The 16946-nt window shown below is 37.5% G+C and carries 19 protein-coding genes; 8 read left to right on the top strand and 11 right to left on the bottom strand.

The window, feature by feature from the left end; all coding sequences use genetic code 11:
* The first annotated feature begins 14 nt into the window (after nt 1-14).
* From ACFX4N_RS08270 to ptsP, 5 genes are all read left to right on the top strand, one after another.
* Nucleotides 15-887, top strand: a complete 873-nt coding sequence (locus ACFX4N_RS08270; RefSeq protein ID WP_057274556.1) for a hypothetical protein — start codon at nt 15-17, stop codon at nt 885-887.
* Between the two features lie 131 nt (nt 888-1018).
* Nucleotides 1019-1867: a glucose PTS transporter transcription antiterminator GlcT gene (glcT, locus tag ACFX4N_RS08265; RefSeq protein ID WP_013056009.1), complete on the top strand. Its 849-nt coding sequence runs from the start codon at nt 1019-1021 to the stop codon at nt 1865-1867.
* A gap of 271 nt (nt 1868-2138) precedes the next feature.
* Nucleotides 2139-4193 carry a glucose-specific PTS transporter subunit IIBC gene (ptsG, locus tag ACFX4N_RS08260; protein WP_013056010.1) on the top strand — a complete coding sequence of 685 codons (2055 nt, stop codon included), beginning with the start codon at nt 2139-2141 and terminating at the stop codon, nt 4191-4193.
* Between the two features lie 18 nt (nt 4194-4211).
* Nucleotides 4212-4478, top strand: a complete 267-nt coding sequence (locus ACFX4N_RS08255) for a phosphocarrier protein HPr (protein ID WP_013056011.1) — start codon at nt 4212-4214, stop codon at nt 4476-4478.
* Nucleotides 4478-6199: a phosphoenolpyruvate--protein phosphotransferase gene (gene ptsP / locus ACFX4N_RS08250; protein WP_013082261.1), complete on the top strand. Its 1722-nt coding sequence runs from the start codon at nt 4478-4480 to the stop codon at nt 6197-6199. The genes ACFX4N_RS08255 and ptsP overlap by 1 nt, the downstream gene beginning before the upstream one ends.
* Nucleotides 6200-6240: 41 nt before the next feature.
* Here the strand turns inward: ptsP and ACFX4N_RS08245 are convergent, their stop codons facing one another.
* The 4 genes from ACFX4N_RS08245 to ACFX4N_RS08230 form a co-directional block, all read right to left on the bottom strand.
* Nucleotides 6241-6927 (bottom strand): LrgB family protein, encoded by a 687-nt coding sequence (locus tag ACFX4N_RS08245; RefSeq protein ID WP_013056013.1) that lies wholly within the window; start codon nt 6925-6927, stop codon nt 6241-6243.
* A complete protein-coding gene (locus ACFX4N_RS08240) occupies nt 6924-7292 on the bottom strand; it encodes a CidA/LrgA family protein (protein WP_013056014.1) in 369 nt (122 codons plus the stop codon). Before ACFX4N_RS08240 ends, ACFX4N_RS08245 begins: the two co-directional genes overlap by 4 nt.
* Before the next feature lie 348 nt (nt 7293-7640).
* On the bottom strand, nt 7641-7805 hold the full coding sequence (locus tag ACFX4N_RS08235; protein WP_179865036.1) for a hypothetical protein: 165 nt from the start codon (nt 7803-7805) through the stop codon (nt 7641-7643).
* Nucleotides 7806-7933: 128 nt separating this feature from the next.
* Nucleotides 7934-8809, bottom strand: coding sequence for a LysR family transcriptional regulator (locus ACFX4N_RS08230; RefSeq protein WP_013056015.1), 876 nt, complete (start codon nt 8807-8809; stop codon nt 7934-7936).
* Between the two features lie 240 nt (nt 8810-9049).
* Here ACFX4N_RS08230 and ACFX4N_RS08225 point away from each other — a divergent pair, with 240 nt between their 5' ends.
* Entirely contained in the window at nt 9050-9826 is a 777-nt protein-coding gene (locus tag ACFX4N_RS08225) for a hypothetical protein (RefSeq protein WP_013056016.1), read from the top strand.
* A 297-nt stretch (nt 9827-10123) separates the two neighbouring features.
* Here ACFX4N_RS08225 and ACFX4N_RS08220 read toward each other — a convergent pair whose 3' ends face one another.
* On the bottom strand, nt 10124-10819 hold the full coding sequence (locus tag ACFX4N_RS08220; RefSeq protein WP_098546996.1) for a GNAT family N-acetyltransferase: 696 nt from the start codon (nt 10817-10819) through the stop codon (nt 10124-10126).
* 144 nt (nt 10820-10963) lie between these two features.
* Here ACFX4N_RS08220 and ACFX4N_RS08215 point away from each other — a divergent pair, with 144 nt between their 5' ends.
* Nucleotides 10964-11749, top strand: coding sequence for an SDR family oxidoreductase (locus ACFX4N_RS08215; protein WP_057274559.1), 786 nt, complete (start codon nt 10964-10966; stop codon nt 11747-11749).
* Between the two features lie 36 nt (nt 11750-11785).
* On the opposite strand, the gene ACFX4N_RS08210 is transcribed toward ACFX4N_RS08215, so the two are convergent.
* The 5 genes from ACFX4N_RS08210 to ACFX4N_RS08190 all read right to left on the bottom strand — a co-directional run bounded on the left by ACFX4N_RS08210 (nt 11786) and on the right by ACFX4N_RS08190 (nt 15143).
* Nucleotides 11786-12397 carry a nitroreductase family protein gene (locus ACFX4N_RS08210; RefSeq protein ID WP_013056019.1) on the bottom strand — a complete coding sequence of 204 codons (612 nt, stop codon included), beginning with the start codon at nt 12395-12397 and terminating at the stop codon, nt 11786-11788.
* A gap of 152 nt (nt 12398-12549) precedes the next feature.
* Nucleotides 12550-13713 carry an aminotransferase A gene (locus ACFX4N_RS08205; RefSeq protein WP_192100608.1) on the bottom strand — a complete coding sequence of 388 codons (1164 nt, stop codon included), beginning with the start codon at nt 13711-13713 and terminating at the stop codon, nt 12550-12552.
* Nucleotides 13714-13809: 96 nt separating this feature from the next.
* Entirely contained in the window at nt 13810-14031 is a 222-nt protein-coding gene (locus tag ACFX4N_RS08200) for an IDEAL domain-containing protein (protein WP_013056021.1), read from the bottom strand.
* 204 nt (nt 14032-14235) lie between these two features.
* On the bottom strand, nt 14236-14430 hold the full coding sequence (locus tag ACFX4N_RS08195) for a hypothetical protein (RefSeq protein ID WP_013056022.1): 195 nt from the start codon (nt 14428-14430) through the stop codon (nt 14236-14238).
* Between the two features lie 113 nt (nt 14431-14543).
* Nucleotides 14544-15143: a TetR/AcrR family transcriptional regulator gene (locus ACFX4N_RS08190; RefSeq protein WP_057274561.1), complete on the bottom strand. Its 600-nt coding sequence runs from the start codon at nt 15141-15143 to the stop codon at nt 14544-14546.
* 296 nt (nt 15144-15439) lie between these two features.
* Here ACFX4N_RS08190 and ACFX4N_RS08185 point away from each other — a divergent pair, with 296 nt between their 5' ends.
* Nucleotides 15440-16345: a chemotaxis protein gene (locus ACFX4N_RS08185; protein ID WP_013056024.1), complete on the top strand. Its 906-nt coding sequence runs from the start codon at nt 15440-15442 to the stop codon at nt 16343-16345.
* A gap of 50 nt (nt 16346-16395) precedes the next feature.
* Here ACFX4N_RS08185 and ACFX4N_RS08180 read toward each other — a convergent pair whose 3' ends face one another.
* A complete protein-coding gene (locus ACFX4N_RS08180; RefSeq protein ID WP_013056025.1) occupies nt 16396-16863 on the bottom strand; it encodes a YkyB family protein in 468 nt (155 codons plus the stop codon).
* Between the last annotated feature and the right edge of the window lie 83 nt (nt 16864-16946).

Raw genomic sequence — 16946 nt, 5'->3', positions numbered from 1 at the left:
AAAGGGAGACGTCTATGCCTCATTATACTGCTTTTTTTGCATTGATTATTATCAGCACAGCCGTTTTGCTTACAGTATTCATACGTAAAAAAGATAAAAAGCTAGTCGTTTTGCTTTTTTTTATCATTGGAATGGCTTATGTACTAGAGTATGTTGTATTTGTGTTGTTTGAAAGTTACGATTACGATCCTGATTTTATGACCAATGAATATTTTGATAATTTGTTTGGTTCCTTAACTTCTCAAGCGTTTGCTTTTCCAATCATGGCTATGGTGGTAGCTGCTTATCAATTAAAATTCCGCTATATTTTATTCATTTCAGCTATATTTATGGGGATTGAAGAATTATTTTTACACTGGGATATTTATACACATCACTGGTGGAAAACAATTTATACAGGCGTTTTAATGACCATAGGCTTTAGCATTTCAAAGATTTGGTATGTATGGCTAACAGAACGGTATATGACATTTGTGCATTACGCTACATTTTTTCTCGGGATGCTCGCCATTACTTCTACTATTATGTTTATGCTGTTAGCATATTTTCATAATAATTGGTTTTATACGGGATGGTTTGCGTCGGCTACTCATGATTCCGTAAATGCCACAATGATTTACGTTTGTATTGTTACGATTCTCCTCGTTTGGAGTGTAGTCAAAGAATTTTTTGTTGGAGCTGGAATGATTATAGCGGGGCTGCGTATAGTAGATATTTTGCTGATTCACTATGGGGTTTTGCTGGTATCTATTACCACTTCACTTGTTCTTTTTACGCTTTTACAAGCGGGTGCATTCATTCTGAGCGTTATGCTTCAAAACTTTATTATGAAAAATTGTTATGGGACGAGCAAAAAAGACGTTGCGTTTCCAGCGAAGAACTACTAAGATAATACGTAACTCAAATAGTTTAGTTCAATAATATTTGAAACAAAGAAAAATGAATTGACGGTTATGCGTATTATTTGTAAGATAGGAAAGCAAATAATAGAAAGCCGAAACAGGGGAGTGAAGGATTCGTGAAAGAGTCCTTTTTTGTAGAAAAGGTACTTAATAATAATGTATTAATTGCTAAACACCTTACCTATGATGAAGTTGTGCTAATTGGGAAAGGAATAGGGTTCAATAAGAAAAAAGGCGATGAAATCGATGCAAAAGCCGTGGAGAAAATGTTTTTGTTAAAGAGTGAAGAAGAGCAAGAACAGTACAAGCAGCTTTTAGCTCAGGTAGATGAAGACGTGATTGAAATGATGAATGATATTGTAACGCACATTCAAAAGCGTGTTAACATTCCTTTGAATGAGCATATACACATTTCATTGACGGATCATATCGCGTTTGCGATAAAACGTTTTCAGCAGGGAATGGGGCTTAAAAATCCATTTTTACTTGAAACAAAAGCTTTATATCCAGAGGAATATACGATCGCATCTGAAGTGGTAGAAATTATTAGTCGCAAAATAGGCGTGCAGCTTCCAGTAGGAGAGATTGGTTTTATTGCGCTTCATATCCACAGTGCGCTGACTGAAAAAAACCTGCTGGAAGTGAATCAAGACTCGCAGCTTATTCAAACGATTATTAATGTGATTGAAGAATCGCTTCATCTGCAGGTAGACAAAGAATCTGTGCACTATATGAGATTGATTCGTCATTTGCATTTTGCTATTGATCGAGTAAAAACAGGAGAAAAAATAGAAGAGCCAAAAAAAATTGCTTTGCTATTGAAAGAAGAATATCCCCTGTGTTACAATGTGTCTTGGAAAGTGATAAAAGTAATGCAGCAAGCGTTACATTTACCTGTATATGAAGCAGAAGCAGTTTACTTAACGATGCATCTGCAGCGACTTATAACAAAAACGGATTTATAAAATCATTTCAATACGTGTTACTGATACGATCAGGCATGAGTGAGAAATGAAGCGATGTATAATTGGATGAGTGTATCCATTTATCGTTTCTTTTTCCTCATGCCTTTTTTTGTTATAAGAAAGCGCAATCATTTAAAGCTTAGGCTTCAGGACACCAGGAGATGTAATGAGTTTTCTAGTTAAAGAAAGCGTTTTATGAAAGCGCGTTAATGATTCACGTATCAAATAAATAGCTTGTTGCACACTAAATATATAAAAGGAGGTAAGCGCCATGTTTAAAAAACTTTTTGGAGTATTACAAAAAGTCGGAAAAGCGCTTATGTTGCCGGTTGCGATTTTACCGGCAGCAGGGATTTTACTTGGAGTAGGGACAGCGCTTCAAAACCCTACATTGTTGGATGCAGTACCGGCACTTGGTGCAGACTGGGTTCAATTGGTTTCAAATGTTTTGTCGCAAGCGGGTCAAATTGTATTTGACAACTTATCGCTATTGTTTGCCGTTGGTGTTGCCGTTGGTTTAGCTGGTGGTGACGGTGTAGCAGGTATTGCTGCAATTGTAGGCTACTTAATTATGAACAAAACGATGAGCACAATCTTAGTTGCTACAGGACAACTAGATCCTGACAAAATGGGTGCCAATCCAGCTTACACTAGCATCTTAGGAATTCCTACGTTAGCTACAGGTGTATTCGGGGGTATCATAGTAGGTATTTTAGCTTCATCCATGTATAATCGTTATTTCAATATTGAATTACCATCTTATTTAGGGTTCTTTGCAGGAAAACGATTTGTACCAATCATTACTGGGGTATTTTCAATTGTTTTAGGTGTTATTATGATTTTCATTTGGCCGCCAATTCAAAGCGGATTAAATGCTTTTTCTACTAACATGATTGATGCAAACCCAACTTTATCAGCTTTTGTATTTGGATTGATTGAACGTTCATTAATTCCATTTGGACTTCATCACATATTCTACTCTCCATTCTGGTTTGAGTTTGGTGATTACGTTAATAAAGCAGGTCAACATATTCACGGTGACCAAAAGATTTTCTTTGCTCAATTAGCAGATGGCGTGCCTTTAACAGCAGGAACATTCCAAGTTGGTAAATTCCCGTTCATGATGTTCGGATTGCCAGCAGCAGCTCTTGCGATTTATCACGAAGCTCGTCCTGAAAACAAAAAATATGTAGCTGGTATCATGGGTTCAGCTGCTTTAACATCTTTCTTAACGGGTATTACAGAGCCGCTTGAGTTCTCGTTCTTATTCGTAGCACCAGTACTATTTGCAATTCACGCAGTATTTGCTGGTTTATCATTTATGGTTATGCAATTATTAAATGTTAAAATCGGTATGACGTTCTCAGGTGGGGTTATCGATTACGTTCTATTTGGAGTTATGCAAAACCGTACAGCATGGTGGCTAGTTATTCCAGTAGGTTTAGTTCTAGCAGTTATTTACTACTTCGGTTTCCGCTTTGCAATCCGTAAATTTAACTTAAAAACACCGGGTCGTGAAGATAAAGAAGAAGGAGAAGAAGATGTAAAAGTAGAAGCAGCAGAGCTTCCAACAAATGTTTTAGCTGCACTTGGCGGTAAAGAAAACATTACACATTTAGATGCTTGTATTACGCGTTTGCGTGTATCAGTAGATGATGTAGGTAATGTTGATAAAAACCGCTTGAAAAAACTTGGAGCAGCTGGTGTTCTTGAAGTTGGTAACAATATTCAAGCTATTTTCGGTCCGAAATCTGACACGCTAAAAGGTCAAATTCAAGACATTATGAATGGCAAAACACCAGTTGTCACAAAAGAAGAGACAAAAACAATTGAAAAACCTGTTGCAACATCTGAAGTAGGAAGCGATAATGGTAATGATATTGTTTCACCGATTGAGGGAGAATTGGTACCTTTATCGGAAGTACCAGATCAGGTATTTTCACAAAAATTAATGGGTGACGGTTTTGCGATTATTCCGAAAACAGGCACAGTAGTTGCACCAGTGGACGGAAAAATAGTAAACTTATTCCCGACGAAACATGCTTTAGGTATTGAATCAACGACTGGACGTGAAATTTTAATTCACGTTGGTATTGATACAGTTAATTTAAAAGGCGAAGGTTTTGAAGCTTTAGTTGCCCAAGGCGATGAAGTGAAAAAAGGACAGCCTCTATTGAAAATTGATTTAGACTTTGTAAAAGAAAATGCGCCATCGACGATTACGCCGATCATTTTCACGAATTTACAAGCTGATGAAAAAATTGATATCTTAAAGCAGGGCCAAGTTTCTCAACAAGAAGCAAATATTATTAACATTTCAAAGTAAAAAGGAGATTGATTTAACATGGCACAAAAAACATTTACAGTAACAGCAGACTCAGGAATTCACGCACGTCCAGCAACAACTTTAGTACAAGCAGCAAGCAAATTTGATTCTGATATCAACTTAGAATTCAACGGTAAAACTGTAAACTTAAAATCAATCATGGGCGTTATGTCTTTAGGTATTCAAAAAGGCGCTACAATCACTATCTCTGCAGAAGGTTCTGACGAAGCAGATGCACTTGCTGCTCTTGAAGATACAATGAGCAAAGAAGGATTAGGCGAATAATGACAAAGGAAATTCAAGGCATTGCCGCTTCTAGCGGCATTGCTATTGCTAAAGCATTTCGTCTAGAAAATCCAGAATTAACCGTTGAAAAAAAATCAGTAACTGAAGTTGAAGCAGAAGTAGCACGTCTAGAAGCTGCGCTAGAAAAGTCAAAATCAGAACTTGAAATTATTAGAGAGCACGCTCGTAAAGAACTTGGTGATGACAAAGCAGAAATCTTTGAAGCTCACTTATTAGTTCTAAGCGATCCTGAACTTATTAATCCAATTAAAGATAAAATTACAAATGAAAATGTAAACGCTGAACATGCACTTGATGAAGTAGCGGCAATGTTTATTAATATGTTTGAGTCAATGGACAATGAATATATGAAAGAACGTGCTGCTGATATCCGTGACGTAACAAAACGTGTATTAGCTCATCTTTTAGGTGTAAACGTTTCAAATCCAAGCTTAATCTCAGAAGAAGTTGTCATTATCGCAGAAGATTTAACGCCGTCTGATACAGCACAGTTAAATCGTAAGTTCGTAAAAGGATTTACAACAGATATTGGCGGACGTACTTCTCACTCAGCAATTATGGCGCGTTCAATGGAGATCCCAGCTGTTGTAGGTACAAAAACAGTTATGGAAGACATTCAAAACGGTGTATTAGTAATTGTTGATGGTTTAGATGGCGAAGTTATCGTTGATCCAAGCGAAGAAACAGTAAAAGCTTACGAGAAAAAAGCCGCTGAGTATGCAGAACAAAAAGCTGAGTGGGCTAAGCTTGTGAATGAAAAAACGGTTTCAGCTGATGATCATCACGTTGAACTTGCAGCTAACATTGGTACACCAGAAGATGTAAAAGGCGTATTAGAAAACGGCGGCGAAGGCGTTGGCCTTTATCGTACAGAATTCTTATATATGGGCCGCGAAGATCTTCCGACGGAAGAAGAGCAGTTTACTTCTTATAAAACAGTTCTTGAACGTATGGAAGGCAAACCAGTGGTTGTTCGTACTCTTGACATTGGTGGAGACAAAGAGCTTCCTTATTTAAATCTACCAAAAGAAATGAACCCATTCTTAGGATTCCGTGCCATTCGCTTATGTCTAGAGATGCAAGACATGTTCCGTACACAGCTTCGTGCGCTTCTACGTGCAAGCGTATACGGTAATCTGAAAATTATGTTTCCTATGATTGCTACTGTTGATGAGTTCCGTCAAGCAAAAGCTATTCTTTTAGAAGAAAAAGCTAAACTTCAACAAGAAGGCGTACAAGTTTCGGAAGACATCGAAGTAGGGATGATGGTAGAGATTCCTTCCTCAGCGGTAATCGCAGATTTATTTGCTAAAGAAGTAGATTTCTTCTCTATCGGAACAAACGATTTAATTCAATACACGCTTGCTGCTGACCGCATGAATGAGCGCGTGTCTTATTTATACCAACCGTATAACCCAGCGATTCTTCGCTTGGTGAATATGGTAATCAAAGCGGCTCACAAAGAAGGTAAGTGGGTAGGCATGTGCGGAGAGATGGCAGGAGATGAGATTGCAATTCCAATTCTTTTAGGTTTAGGCTTAGATGAATTCTCAATGAGTGCAACATCTATTCTGAAAGCTCGTTCTCAAATCCGTCAATTATCAAAAGCTGATATCGAACCTCATTTAGATACAATTCTATCAATGTCTTCTACGGAAGAAGTTATTGAGTTCGTAAAATCAACTTTTCATATTGGATAATAAAAAGGTGTGATCATATATGATCACACCTTTTTTATCTTTTAAGCGAAAATAGTAGGCAGAAGCATATTCGCAAACAGCATTGTAAGAAGTGCTGCTACGATCATGCCAAGGCTAGAAAAAGTACCTTCAATTTTTCCAAATTCAAAAGCTCTTGCTGTACCTGTCCCATGAGAAGCTACTCCTAAAAGAAGACCTCTTGCTAGAGAAGAGTGCAGTGCGAGGAGCTTAATCAGTTTTGGAGCGACCATACATCCTACTACACCGGTTATAATCACAAACATAATGGTGATATTTGGATCTCCTCCTAGCGTCTGAGATACATTAACAGCAATAGGAATCGTAACCGATCTTGGAATCAAGCTATGAACCAGCGTTGATTGTAAATGAAACACTAATGCTAACAGCATGGAAGATATCATGGCAGCAAACGTGCCGAGCCCTACGCTTAAGCTGATTTCAACACGATGTTTTTTGAGTAAATCAAAATACTTAAACATAGGAACAGCAAAAGCAACGGTTGCTGGTCCAAGCATAAAGCTAATAGCACTGGCACCTTGCTTATAATGATCATAAGAGCCATTCGTTACTAATAAGATACCAATTAAAAGAATGGGGGCTAGTAAAATAGGGGAAACTAGCATAGACTTATATTTTTTATAGAGCACTTTTGTGCCGACATAAACGAGCAGTGTAAGCGGAAGAGCAATCCATGTGAGTAATGTCATTTTAGCGAACCTTCCTTTCTTCTTGAAATATGTTCTGCAATGATTCCCGTTATAGACATCACAATAATCGTACTGATTGTGATAATAATCACAATCTGGATTCCAAAATGCATCAATACATCTCCATAATTGATGAGTCCAACGACGGCTGGTATGAAAAATAGTAATAGTTCTCCCACTAACAGTGTTCCACCTTGTTCAACCCAGCTTAATTTAATTACTTTAAAGTACAGTAAGAAAAACAGTAAGAAAAATCCGATGATACTACCTGGCACTGGGAGGTCAAACCACTGTGAAATACTTTCTCCTATTAAAAACAGAGCCGTTAGTAATAAAATCTGTAAAATCACTATAATCAGTTTCATGATTAGCCTCCTTTATTTATGTTTTTATTCATTCATTCCTAGTTTGTTGAGACAATAATGGAGTCGTCTATGCTGAAAAGACGACTCCATCATGGGAAAAGAGAAACTATTTGGATTTTGCAAATGGGGATACAACTTAAGTAAATGAATGCTACACACTTATCTTACAAAAAAACGACTATAATATGAAATATATAATAACTATGATAACTATTCTTTTTAGTTATAGTTAAAAGAAATCTCTTTACAAATGCGTTGGTAACCTTTTCAAAAAAAGAGTTTGTGAAATATAAGGTCTAATTATTTAATAAAAGGCAATTAAAAAAAAGAGATGGAGACATGCTTAAATCAATTCAATCTAAAGACGAACCAATGGGAAAAATGATTTAGTATGAATGACTTATTACACCGTTGTTGATTTCCGTGCAAGGCTTCGTTTTCCGCGGGCGGCCCCTGAGCCTCCTCGTCGCTTCCGCTTTTCCCGCAGGAGTCTTCGCCATGCTCTCCAATCAACAGCTAAAAGCCGCTACATATATGGAACCTACGTTCACCACCATAAAAAAAATCCGAACGAGTTTGATTTTCTATTAAGAATCAAACTCATTTGGATTTTTAATTAAACTACTTTTGTCTCAGCTTTGTTAAACTGTACTTTTAATATAATCAATAAAAGCCTGTGTAGCATAAGAGATATAGCGATCTTTTTTAACGATTAAAGCAATTTCCCATGGAATAGCATTCTCGAGATTAATTACTTTCACATGCTCCAAATCAAGCTTTTCACATAATGAATAAGGGAAAAGAGCAATGCCGAGATTAGCAGCTACCAACTCTCCAATGAAGTCCCACTGAGAGCTTTTAAAAGCAATATTAGGTGTAAATCCATTTTTTAAACATTCGTTATAGACCATTTCATGCATGGTGAAGTCTTCATGAAAGGAAATAAGCGTTTCGTCTTTTAACTCTTTTAATGAAATCGTAGAATGCTGAGCTAACGGATGAGATTTATGAACAACAAGCTGCAGTGTTTCTCGGGCTAAAGGAGTCGTAAAAAACATGTTTTCATCAACTGGAAGTAAAACTACGCCCACATCCACTTCTCCTTGTTCCACAAATTTTTGCATTCTTTTAGCGCCATATTCCACTAATTGAATATGAATCTCAGGGTATTGCTCTCGAAATGCTTTAATAATAGTAGGAAAAAACAATGTACCAATAATAGGGGGAATGCCTATTTTGATGGTTCCTCTTTTTAAATGCATTAAATCATAGAGGGAATCCGATAAATCTCGGAGAGAAGATAAAATGCTTTCTGCTTGCTCGTACACAATTATTCCTGCATCGGTAAGCTGAACTTGTTTGCCAGCGCGATCAAACAAAGGTGTGCCGAGCTCTTCTTCTAATGATTTAACCATTTTACTGAGAGAAGGTTGCGAAATATGCAGCGCTTCAGAAGCTCTTGTGAAATTTTTATGTTTAGCCACTTCTGTTAAGTAATGCAAATGGCGAACATCCATTTTGTATACCTCCGTGTTCATACATGCTAATTAATAAGATACACACATTCTACCACATTCACAATCAGCTCTATACCTTTCTTTCCTATCAAATAAAATGATCAGTAGAAGAGGAGTGAATACGAAAGAAATTGCCAACAATATATATTTACACATTGTTTATTTTAGAAGTATAATATATAAATCAGTAGAACGGTTACATATCGATCACAGAATCAATCAATAAGGTGGTTAGAACGGTTGAGTAAAGCAGATGAAATAAGAGATATCGTTTATATTAATGGCCATGTAAATAAAAAATGCTTTATTACATATGGAATTGAATTTAAAGAGTTTTATCATTCCCTTCCTACGCCGCTTGCAAATATATTATTGTTAAAGCACGGTTTTGAAGACAGTGATTACCATTACCAAACCCATATGGACTACGTAGAAGAAGAACAAATTCATCTTTTAGCAGAAGATGATGTTTATAATTATGGTGATTTTTGTTGGATTGATTTTGAGGATGTATCTTCGTTGGATTTGTTAGAACCTCAAGATATTGCAGCGCTGCTGTATTTAGGTCATTTAAAAAAACCGCTCAACTCGCCATTTAATAATAAACTCGGTAATCAATTTGTTTATTTAGCTCATGATGATGGATTTTACAACAAAATCTATTTTCGAGACGTGTATGATATGAAGCATATTTTAAGCCGAATCATTCCGTTGAAAATGTCAGAAATTAAGCAAAAAAGATTTGTGTTTAGAAGGAAAAAGTTGGAATATCCAATATTGCCTCTAGTGTTAGCAAATACGCTTCTTACTTTAACGAATGACGGTTTGTTTATTGATTTTGAACACATGGTGCAATCCCGTAGAGATATTAAAATTCCTTTGTATACAATCGGTGACTTTGACGACATGAATGAAATGTATAATGATCGGTTTGAGCACAAAGAGATGAGTAAATTGCAGGCGCATCTTGTTCTCACTCATAAAGAGCTAGAGTGGAGCATTGAAGAAGTTCAATAATCTAAAAAGAGGTTGAGACATAACTAAATGAATCCAACCTAAAGACGAACACATGAGATACATGAGCTGGACTGCTTATTACACCGCAGTGGATTTCCATGCAAGGCGTCGCTTTCCGCGGGCGGCCGCTGAGCCTCGTCGCTTCCGCCCCTATAGGGTCTCACTTCCCGCAGGAGTCTTCGCCTTGCTCTCTAATCAACTGCTAGAAGGAACGAAACAGATAAAACTATATTCACAATCACAAAAAAACGAGCCGTTAATCAAACCTGTTGATTAACGGTTCGTTTTTCACTTGGGCTAAAATACCTTTGCTCCAGCCTCTTTTTGAATAGCCGTATAAAATGGATTTTTCCATTCCATTAGTACGGCGTAGTTGTGTGAATCTTCATCTTCAATATAGTTTGCTGCGAGACCAATAGGCGTTCTGCCACAGCGCATTAAAAAGGTCATAACCGGGTCGTAGAGAGTTCCGGCTGATACAAGGTTCATGTATTCAACGGGCGTGTACAAGGAAGACACTGATGCGTATCCAGGGATGCGGCACCCGCCGAGAAGCCTTTCTAACTTGTATTGAATCACGACTTCATATAAAGACTGCAAAAGCAGCTTCCCAAGCCCCATCGATCGATGCGAAGGAATGACGCATACGTCCACTACATAAAGCGTATTACCAGAAGGGTCGTGCATATGAATATATCCGCTTCCTGTTACTTCATCCCATGTGTGAGCCTCATTTCCTTCCACTGAAACAATCGCGCTTGTGATAGATCCGCATATTGTCCCGTCTATCTCCACGCATAGCGCTCCATCCGGAAATAGGGAAACATGGTTATTTAACTGAGCTTTGCTCCATAATAATTCAGAAGGGAAAGGAGGGGTGAAACTTTCTTCTTGAATCCGAATCAGCTCATCGAAGTCATTTAATGTATATGATCGTACCGTACATGTTACAGGCTTATTTTGATGAAAGACAAAGCATTGCTTTTTATACACTGCTTTTTTGCCTCCTTTAAGAAATAATTTTCAGATAATTAAGTATACCATATGGAAAAAAGAAATTATTTCATATTTATTGAAGAATTTGACGAGAACGTGATAAAGTTAAAAAGATTCAAACTATTAGACGAGGTGAAAGAAATGGATGTTGAATTAAAAGGAAAAACAGCGCTTGTATTTGCGGCCAGCCAAGGGCTCGGCAAAGCGATTGCTGCCAGGCTCGCAGAAGAAGGCGCAAACGTTATGATTGCAAGTCGTTCAGAAGAGAAACTAATCCAAGTAGCGGAAGAGATTTCATATCTTGGAAGCGGACAAGTGTTACATAAAACGGCAGATGTCACGAAAACTCAAGACATTCAAGATGTTATTCAATATACAGTAGATACGTTTGGAACCATTGATATTTTAATTAATAATACAGGAGGTCCTAAAGCTGGGAACTTCCTTTCGGTAACAGATGATGATTGGAAGCATGCATTTGAGTTAAATCTCCTCAGCTATATTCGTATTATTCGTGAGGTAGTGCCCGTTATGAAAAAGAGCGGAGGACGTATCGTCAATATTGCTTCTTCTTCCATTAAAGAGCCAATTGCTGGACTTATTCTGTCAAATACCTTCCGTACAGGAATCGTGGGACTTACCAAAACACTTGCTTCAGAACTAGCAGAGGACGGTATCTTAATTAACACGGTTGCGCCAGGAAGAATTGCAACAGACCGAGTGAAAGAGCTAGATACCATTCGTGCTGAAAAACTGGGAGTAGACGTTTCAGAAATTGAAGAAGAGATGAGAAACCAAATTCCTCTTAAACGCTACGGTCAGCCTGAAGAGTTTGCTAAAGCCGTTGCTTTCTTTGTTTCGGGAGCGAATTCATATATGACAGGCCAGTCGTTTCTAATCGACGGAGGCATGGTGAAATCCATTTAGTTACATAGAAAAACCCTGCAGTTGCAGGGTTTTTTGTTAAATCCAAGTTGTAACTTGATCTAATGGTAAACGATCGCTAGCGTGAGCTTCTTTAGCCGCTTTTCCCACTGAGATAAGCATAACCGGAATGTATCGATCCTCAATTTTGAATTCTTCTACAAATTTTTGAGCGTTAAATCCGCCCATTGAGCAAGTGTCTAATCCTTTTGCTTTTGCTGCAAGCATGAATGTCATAGATGCAAGAGAAGCATTCGTAAACGCTGCATCCCGGGCAAAAGCACCGTTTTTATAAGCGCCGTTAATTTGTCCTGACAAAATATTTTTTACGTCTTCTGTCATGTGACCTGCTTCGACTAGTGGATTGTACACCTCATCTACATTTTTATTGGCTTCTAAATCACCTAAGACAGCTACTACAGCGCCTGCTTCTGTAATTTGTTTTTGGTTGTAAGCAATTGGAAGTAGACGTTCTTTCGCATCTTGGTCTGTAATAACAACGAAATGCCAGTGCTGTAAGTTCCAAGCTGATGGTGACTTCACTGTTGCTTCTAAAAGTTCCGTTAATTCTTCTTTGCTTAATTTAGCTGAAGAGTCATATTCTCGAATCGATGTACGTTCATTTACCACATCAAAAAAATCTTTTGTCATAATAAAAACCTCCGTTAAAAGTATGTATTTCTTTAGTGAATCGATGCACATTTTATAATGATACACTATTGAAGTCAATTTATATGCTTCTAGTATACCCGCTCTTATGTGCTATCACTCACAAAAAAATGCATACACTTCTTACCATCGGCTTAACGTGATTGACGAGAGGTAAGATAAGCTTCAATTCGATCACAGGCTGCACGCAGCGTGTTCATGGAATACGCATACGACAGGCGTACATATCCTTCTCCGTGGGAAGAAAAAGCGCTGCCGGGTACTAGTGCAACACCCGCTTCTTTTACTAACTCCAGGGCAAAATCAAATGAATTACTGTGGAAGTTCTGAATAGAAGGGAAGATATAAAAAGCACCCGTCGGCTTTTCTACGTCAAATCCCATGTTTACTAGCCGGTCATAAACATAATTCAGTCTTTGTTCGTATTCTTTTTTCATATCTACCGCATCATTTTTGCCTGCTGTCAGTGCCTCGAGTGCAGCTGCTTGAGAGACAGAAGAAGCACAGCTCACGTTGTATTGATGAACTTTTAAAATATGTTTGGCTAAATAAGAAGGAGCAAATAAAAGACCAATTCGCCAGCCTGTCATGGAATGAGACTTTGATACTCCGTTAATAACAATTGTTTTCTCTCTCATAGATGAAATGGAGGCAATGGACTGATGTTTTTTATCAAAAACGAGCTCGCTGTATATTTCATCAGATAGTACAAAAATATTTTTATCGCTTAAAAGAGCAGCAATTTCTTCTAATTCTTGCTGTGACAACGTCACGCCTGTAGGATTAGACGGATAAGGTAAGATGACGCATCTTGTTTTAGACGTCAAATGTTGTTGGATTAAATCCGCTGTTAGTCGAAATCCTGTTTCGGTTGTATCAATATGTACAGGTTTAGCGCCGTTTAACCGGATAAGCGGTTCGTATCCTGGGTAAACAGGTCCAGGTAAAATAACTTCGGAGTCTTCGTCTAAAATGGTGCGAAGAGCAATATCAATTGCTTGACTAGCTCCAATGGTCACAATCACTTCATCAGCTGGGTTATAGTGCAAGTCATATTTTTCTTTGACAAATTGAGCTGCTGCCTCGCGCAGTTCTATCGTTCCAGCATTGTGGGTATAAGAAGTTTGGTTATCATCAATTGCAGATTTTGCCGCTTCTTTTACATGCTGTGGTGTTAAGAAGTCAGGTTGTCCAATTGTGAGGGATAAAACATCTTGATATTGTGAGACCATATTATAAAATGTACGTATTCCTGATAATTCAATTTCTTTGACACGTTTATTGATTAAGTGCTCCATAGTTTCAAATCCTTCCGCGTATTTTCAACTCATTTTATCACAATGAAAATAGGTAAAAAACCACTATTTGCGCATTTTGCAAATAGTGGTTTTAAGTTAGGTATTATACAGCTTATTATAAGCTGTTGTTAGTTCATAAAATTGTTCTTCATCTCTGTTATCTAACGCATCGTCGATAAGAGATTTCAAATGCTGTTTATTAAAGTTTGTACTCATAGTCGTTAAAATACGATCAGCTTCTTTCGCGTAATAGTGTTGGTAAGGTGTGTACTGAGATGAGTGAGGATAGTGATTCATATTTTTTCGATAAGAACTCATAACATAAACCTCCTTTTTTAAAATAAAACGCAGCTTCTATTACTTGAAATGTACCCTTTCTATATAGTTGTTAACCCTGTTTTTTAGCTGCGAATGTGCTAAGGTATGTGTTAGGAAATCAGAGGTTCCTCGCTTCACGTTCAATTCTAGATTCAAAATAATAAGCGCATAAAAAGACCTGCATATATATGCAGGTCTTGTATATTAGTCAGTGTGTATTTGGCCTTCACGCCAATAAACGGGGGAAACGTAGCCAAAATCAACTTCATGATCGTCCAATGTTACAACGCAGTGATCAGAGCCTTCTTGTTCTTTAATATCTTGATATACAGCTTCTTCTACGTTTTCAATAATGGTCATTTCATTATCGTCATTAAAAAGAATGACGGAGCCTTTCATATTACGAACACCTTCTTTTAAGATTATTCATTCACTTTGTGTAGTATAAACCGTTTTGGCTGTAGAGTCCACAGCTATCTTCGATTTCTTGTTAAAAATTTGTGAACAGGCTTTTAGGAATGAATAAGAAACCCTCTAAATAGAAGAGTAACCGACTTGTCTATTCTTTCTTGAAGGGTAGTAGAGTCGGGGTGGTTGGTACACCAGTAGAGAAGTGTGCCAAAAAAATTAAGTATAGCAGTGGAAGCCATTTCTTCGGCAGGAATATCGACTATAAGTTCACCTCGGTCTTGTCCTGTTTGAAAAACTTTTGTAAAATGAGCGCGCATTTTTTCAATTTGAAGAATTTCAGATTGTTGAAAGGAACTGTTAGTAATAGCAATATGAAACCAAGAACGGATTAGGTGAGGGTTCGCTTCTTCGTTTGATTGCGCTAGTAATAAAAACAGTTGTTTAACAATAGAAGCAGTTGATTCTTCTGTTTGAAGGAGCTGTTCTAATTTATAGGAGATACGGTTTGTAAAATTAATTCCAAGGTAGTGAAGAACTTCTTCTTTTGTTTTGAAGTAATTAAAAAATGTACCCTTTGCTACACCCGCTTCATGGGTAATTTGAGACACAGTCGTTTTTTGATATCCCTGCTGTTGGAATAAAGAAATAGCGGCCTTTTGGATGCGTTTTTTTGTTTCTTCTTTTTGTAATCCTCTGTTCATAAATTACACCTCGTTTTAATAGGAGTAGTCGTTTGACTCAAGTTCATAAGCTAGTATAGAGAAGTAAAGTAGAGCAAGTAAAAAACTGAGCAGAGGATGAGACGAAAGGGATCAACGCTCATGTTTTTATATAGTATATAATATTCTGTCAATTCCTAAAACAATATTTTATGTATATGTTTTAGGAGAAAAGGATACCAAAATAAGAAAATTTTTCTTTACGGATATAAGAGGCGGTCACTATAATAGGAAATATGGACTATTAGATAAGTAGGTGAGATGAGAGGAGTAAGTATATGAATCGAGATAAAGGAATTTTGTTGGAAAGTGGCACAAACGAACTGGAAATTGTCGAATTTGAGATAGGAAATGTTTGGTTTGGCATCAATGTAGTAAAAGTTAGAGAGATTATTAATCCCGTATCTATTACACCTGTTCCAAATGCGCATTCTTACATAGAAGGTATTACAGAGCTAAGAGGGGAAGTACTTCCTGTTGTTGACATAGCAAAAGCGTTAAAAATGGAACCTTCAAATACGCCGGAAAAAGATAAGTTAATTGTTACAGAGTTCAATCAGCAAAAAATTGTCTTTCATACCCATGCAGTGACGCAAATTCACCGTATTTCTTGGAAAGAAATTGAGAAGCCTTCAGATTTGTATCAAGGTTTGGAAACACAGATTACTGGAGTGGTGAAATTAAACGGTCAAATGATTCTGCTGTTAGACTTTGAAAAGTTGATTTCTGACGTGAACCCTGATGCAGGTATTAATCAGTCGAAAATAAAAAAGCTAGGGGCTAGGGAACGCTCTAATAAAAAGATTGTCGTGGCTGAAGACTCGCCGCTGCTGCGCCGAATGATTGAAGATACTCTTGCACAAGCAGGTTATGAGAACACGGAATTTTTTGAGAACGGTGAGGAAGCATGGAACTATCTAAGCTCGGTGATCGATGAAGGAGTGGAAATCAGTGATCAAGTCCAGCTGCTTATTACAGATATAGAAATGCCGCAAATGGATGGGCATCATTTAACTAAAAAAGTAAAAGAAAATCCTCAGCTTTCTGTACTTCCAGTCATTATCTTCTCTTCTCTTATCACAGAAGATTTACGTCACAAGGGAAAGATGGTAGGAGCGGAAGGACAAGTAAGTAAGCCAGAAATCGGAGAGCTTGTTGAGTTGATCGATCTTTATATTTTGTAGAATCACAAAAAAGTGCCTGAAAGCAGATCGCTCCACTTCAGGCACTTTTTTTAAAAATAACTTTTACCCAGCGGTTTAAACACAGGTGCTTGCCGTTTTCTTGGAGTCGAAACAGGGCTTTTAGCCGGCTGTACGAGATGACCCGTATATTTAGATAATAAGCGCTTCGCATAAGATAATGACATAGTCGTTTTGGGATTTCGATACTGATGGTTTAAATGGCCGAGGTGTGATAACTCTTTGAAGTCTTCTTTCTTTGGAGGCATATGGAAAAAGTAGTCTCCAACTGATACAAGTACATCTGATTTTTGTTGACTTTTACCAGGGTTTGGCGAAAAGTGAAGTCCTTCTTTTTTGGCTTTTCCTTCTAAAATTAGTTGATCTAATGCAATTTTCTTTAACGTATATAACTGCTTAGGATCAGGAGCAGCTTTTGCGTGACGATTTACAGTGAAAATAGCTTGTGCAATCTCAGATACAGACGGGGTCAAAGAGCCTTGTCCATTTGCTTGAGACATACGTTCACTCCCTTTCTATCATATCAGCTGTTCAACCTATAAGGTGAAAGCTGATACGTTCATTATAGCGTGTCTTGTCCCAT

The sequence above is a fragment of the Priestia sp. YIM B13551 genome (assembly GCF_042787905.1).
Taxonomy (GTDB): Bacteria; Bacillota; Bacilli; order Bacillales; family Bacillaceae_H; genus Priestia.
This window is presented reverse-complemented; position numbering and strand designations above follow the sequence as displayed.

What these genes read in the sequence shown, in the direction of transcription:
- ACFX4N_RS08270 (WP_057274556.1), top strand. Translation starts at nt 15, where the DNA reads ATGCCTCATTATACTGCTTTTTTTGCATTGATTATTATCAGCACAGCC.
- ptsG (WP_013056010.1), top strand. Translation starts at nt 2,139, where the DNA reads ATGTTTAAAAAACTTTTTGGAGTATTACAAAAAGTCGGAAAAGCGCTT.
- ACFX4N_RS08255 (WP_013056011.1), top strand. Translation starts at nt 4,212, where the DNA reads ATGGCACAAAAAACATTTACAGTAACAGCAGACTCAGGAATTCACGCA.
- ptsP (WP_013082261.1), top strand. Translation starts at nt 4,478, where the DNA reads ATGACAAAGGAAATTCAAGGCATTGCCGCTTCTAGCGGCATTGCTATT.
- ACFX4N_RS08245 (WP_013056013.1), bottom strand. Translation starts at nt 6,927, where the DNA reads ATGACATTACTCACATGGATTGCTCTTCCGCTTACACTGCTCGTTTAT.
- ACFX4N_RS08240 (WP_013056014.1), bottom strand. Translation starts at nt 7,292, where the DNA reads ATGAAACTGATTATAGTGATTTTACAGATTTTATTACTAACGGCTCTG.
- ACFX4N_RS08230 (WP_013056015.1), bottom strand. Translation starts at nt 8,809, where the DNA reads ATGGATGTTCGCCATTTGCATTACTTAACAGAAGTGGCTAAACATAAA.
- ACFX4N_RS08215 (WP_057274559.1), top strand. Translation starts at nt 10,964, where the DNA reads ATGGATGTTGAATTAAAAGGAAAAACAGCGCTTGTATTTGCGGCCAGC.
- ACFX4N_RS08210 (WP_013056019.1), bottom strand. Translation starts at nt 12,397, where the DNA reads ATGACAAAAGATTTTTTTGATGTGGTAAATGAACGTACATCGATTCGA.
- ACFX4N_RS08205 (WP_192100608.1), bottom strand. Translation starts at nt 13,713, where the DNA reads ATGGAGCACTTAATCAATAAACGTGTCAAAGAAATTGAATTATCAGGA.
- ACFX4N_RS08200 (WP_013056021.1), bottom strand. Translation starts at nt 14,031, where the DNA reads ATGAGTTCTTATCGAAAAAATATGAATCACTATCCTCACTCATCTCAG.
- ACFX4N_RS08195 (WP_013056022.1), bottom strand. Translation starts at nt 14,430, where the DNA reads ATGAAAGGCTCCGTCATTCTTTTTAATGACGATAATGAAATGACCATT.
- ACFX4N_RS08190 (WP_057274561.1), bottom strand. Translation starts at nt 15,143, where the DNA reads ATGAACAGAGGATTACAAAAAGAAGAAACAAAAAAACGCATCCAAAAG.
- ACFX4N_RS08185 (WP_013056024.1), top strand. Translation starts at nt 15,440, where the DNA reads ATGAATCGAGATAAAGGAATTTTGTTGGAAAGTGGCACAAACGAACTG.
- ACFX4N_RS08180 (WP_013056025.1), bottom strand. Translation starts at nt 16,863, where the DNA reads ATGTCTCAAGCAAATGGACAAGGCTCTTTGACCCCGTCTGTATCTGAG.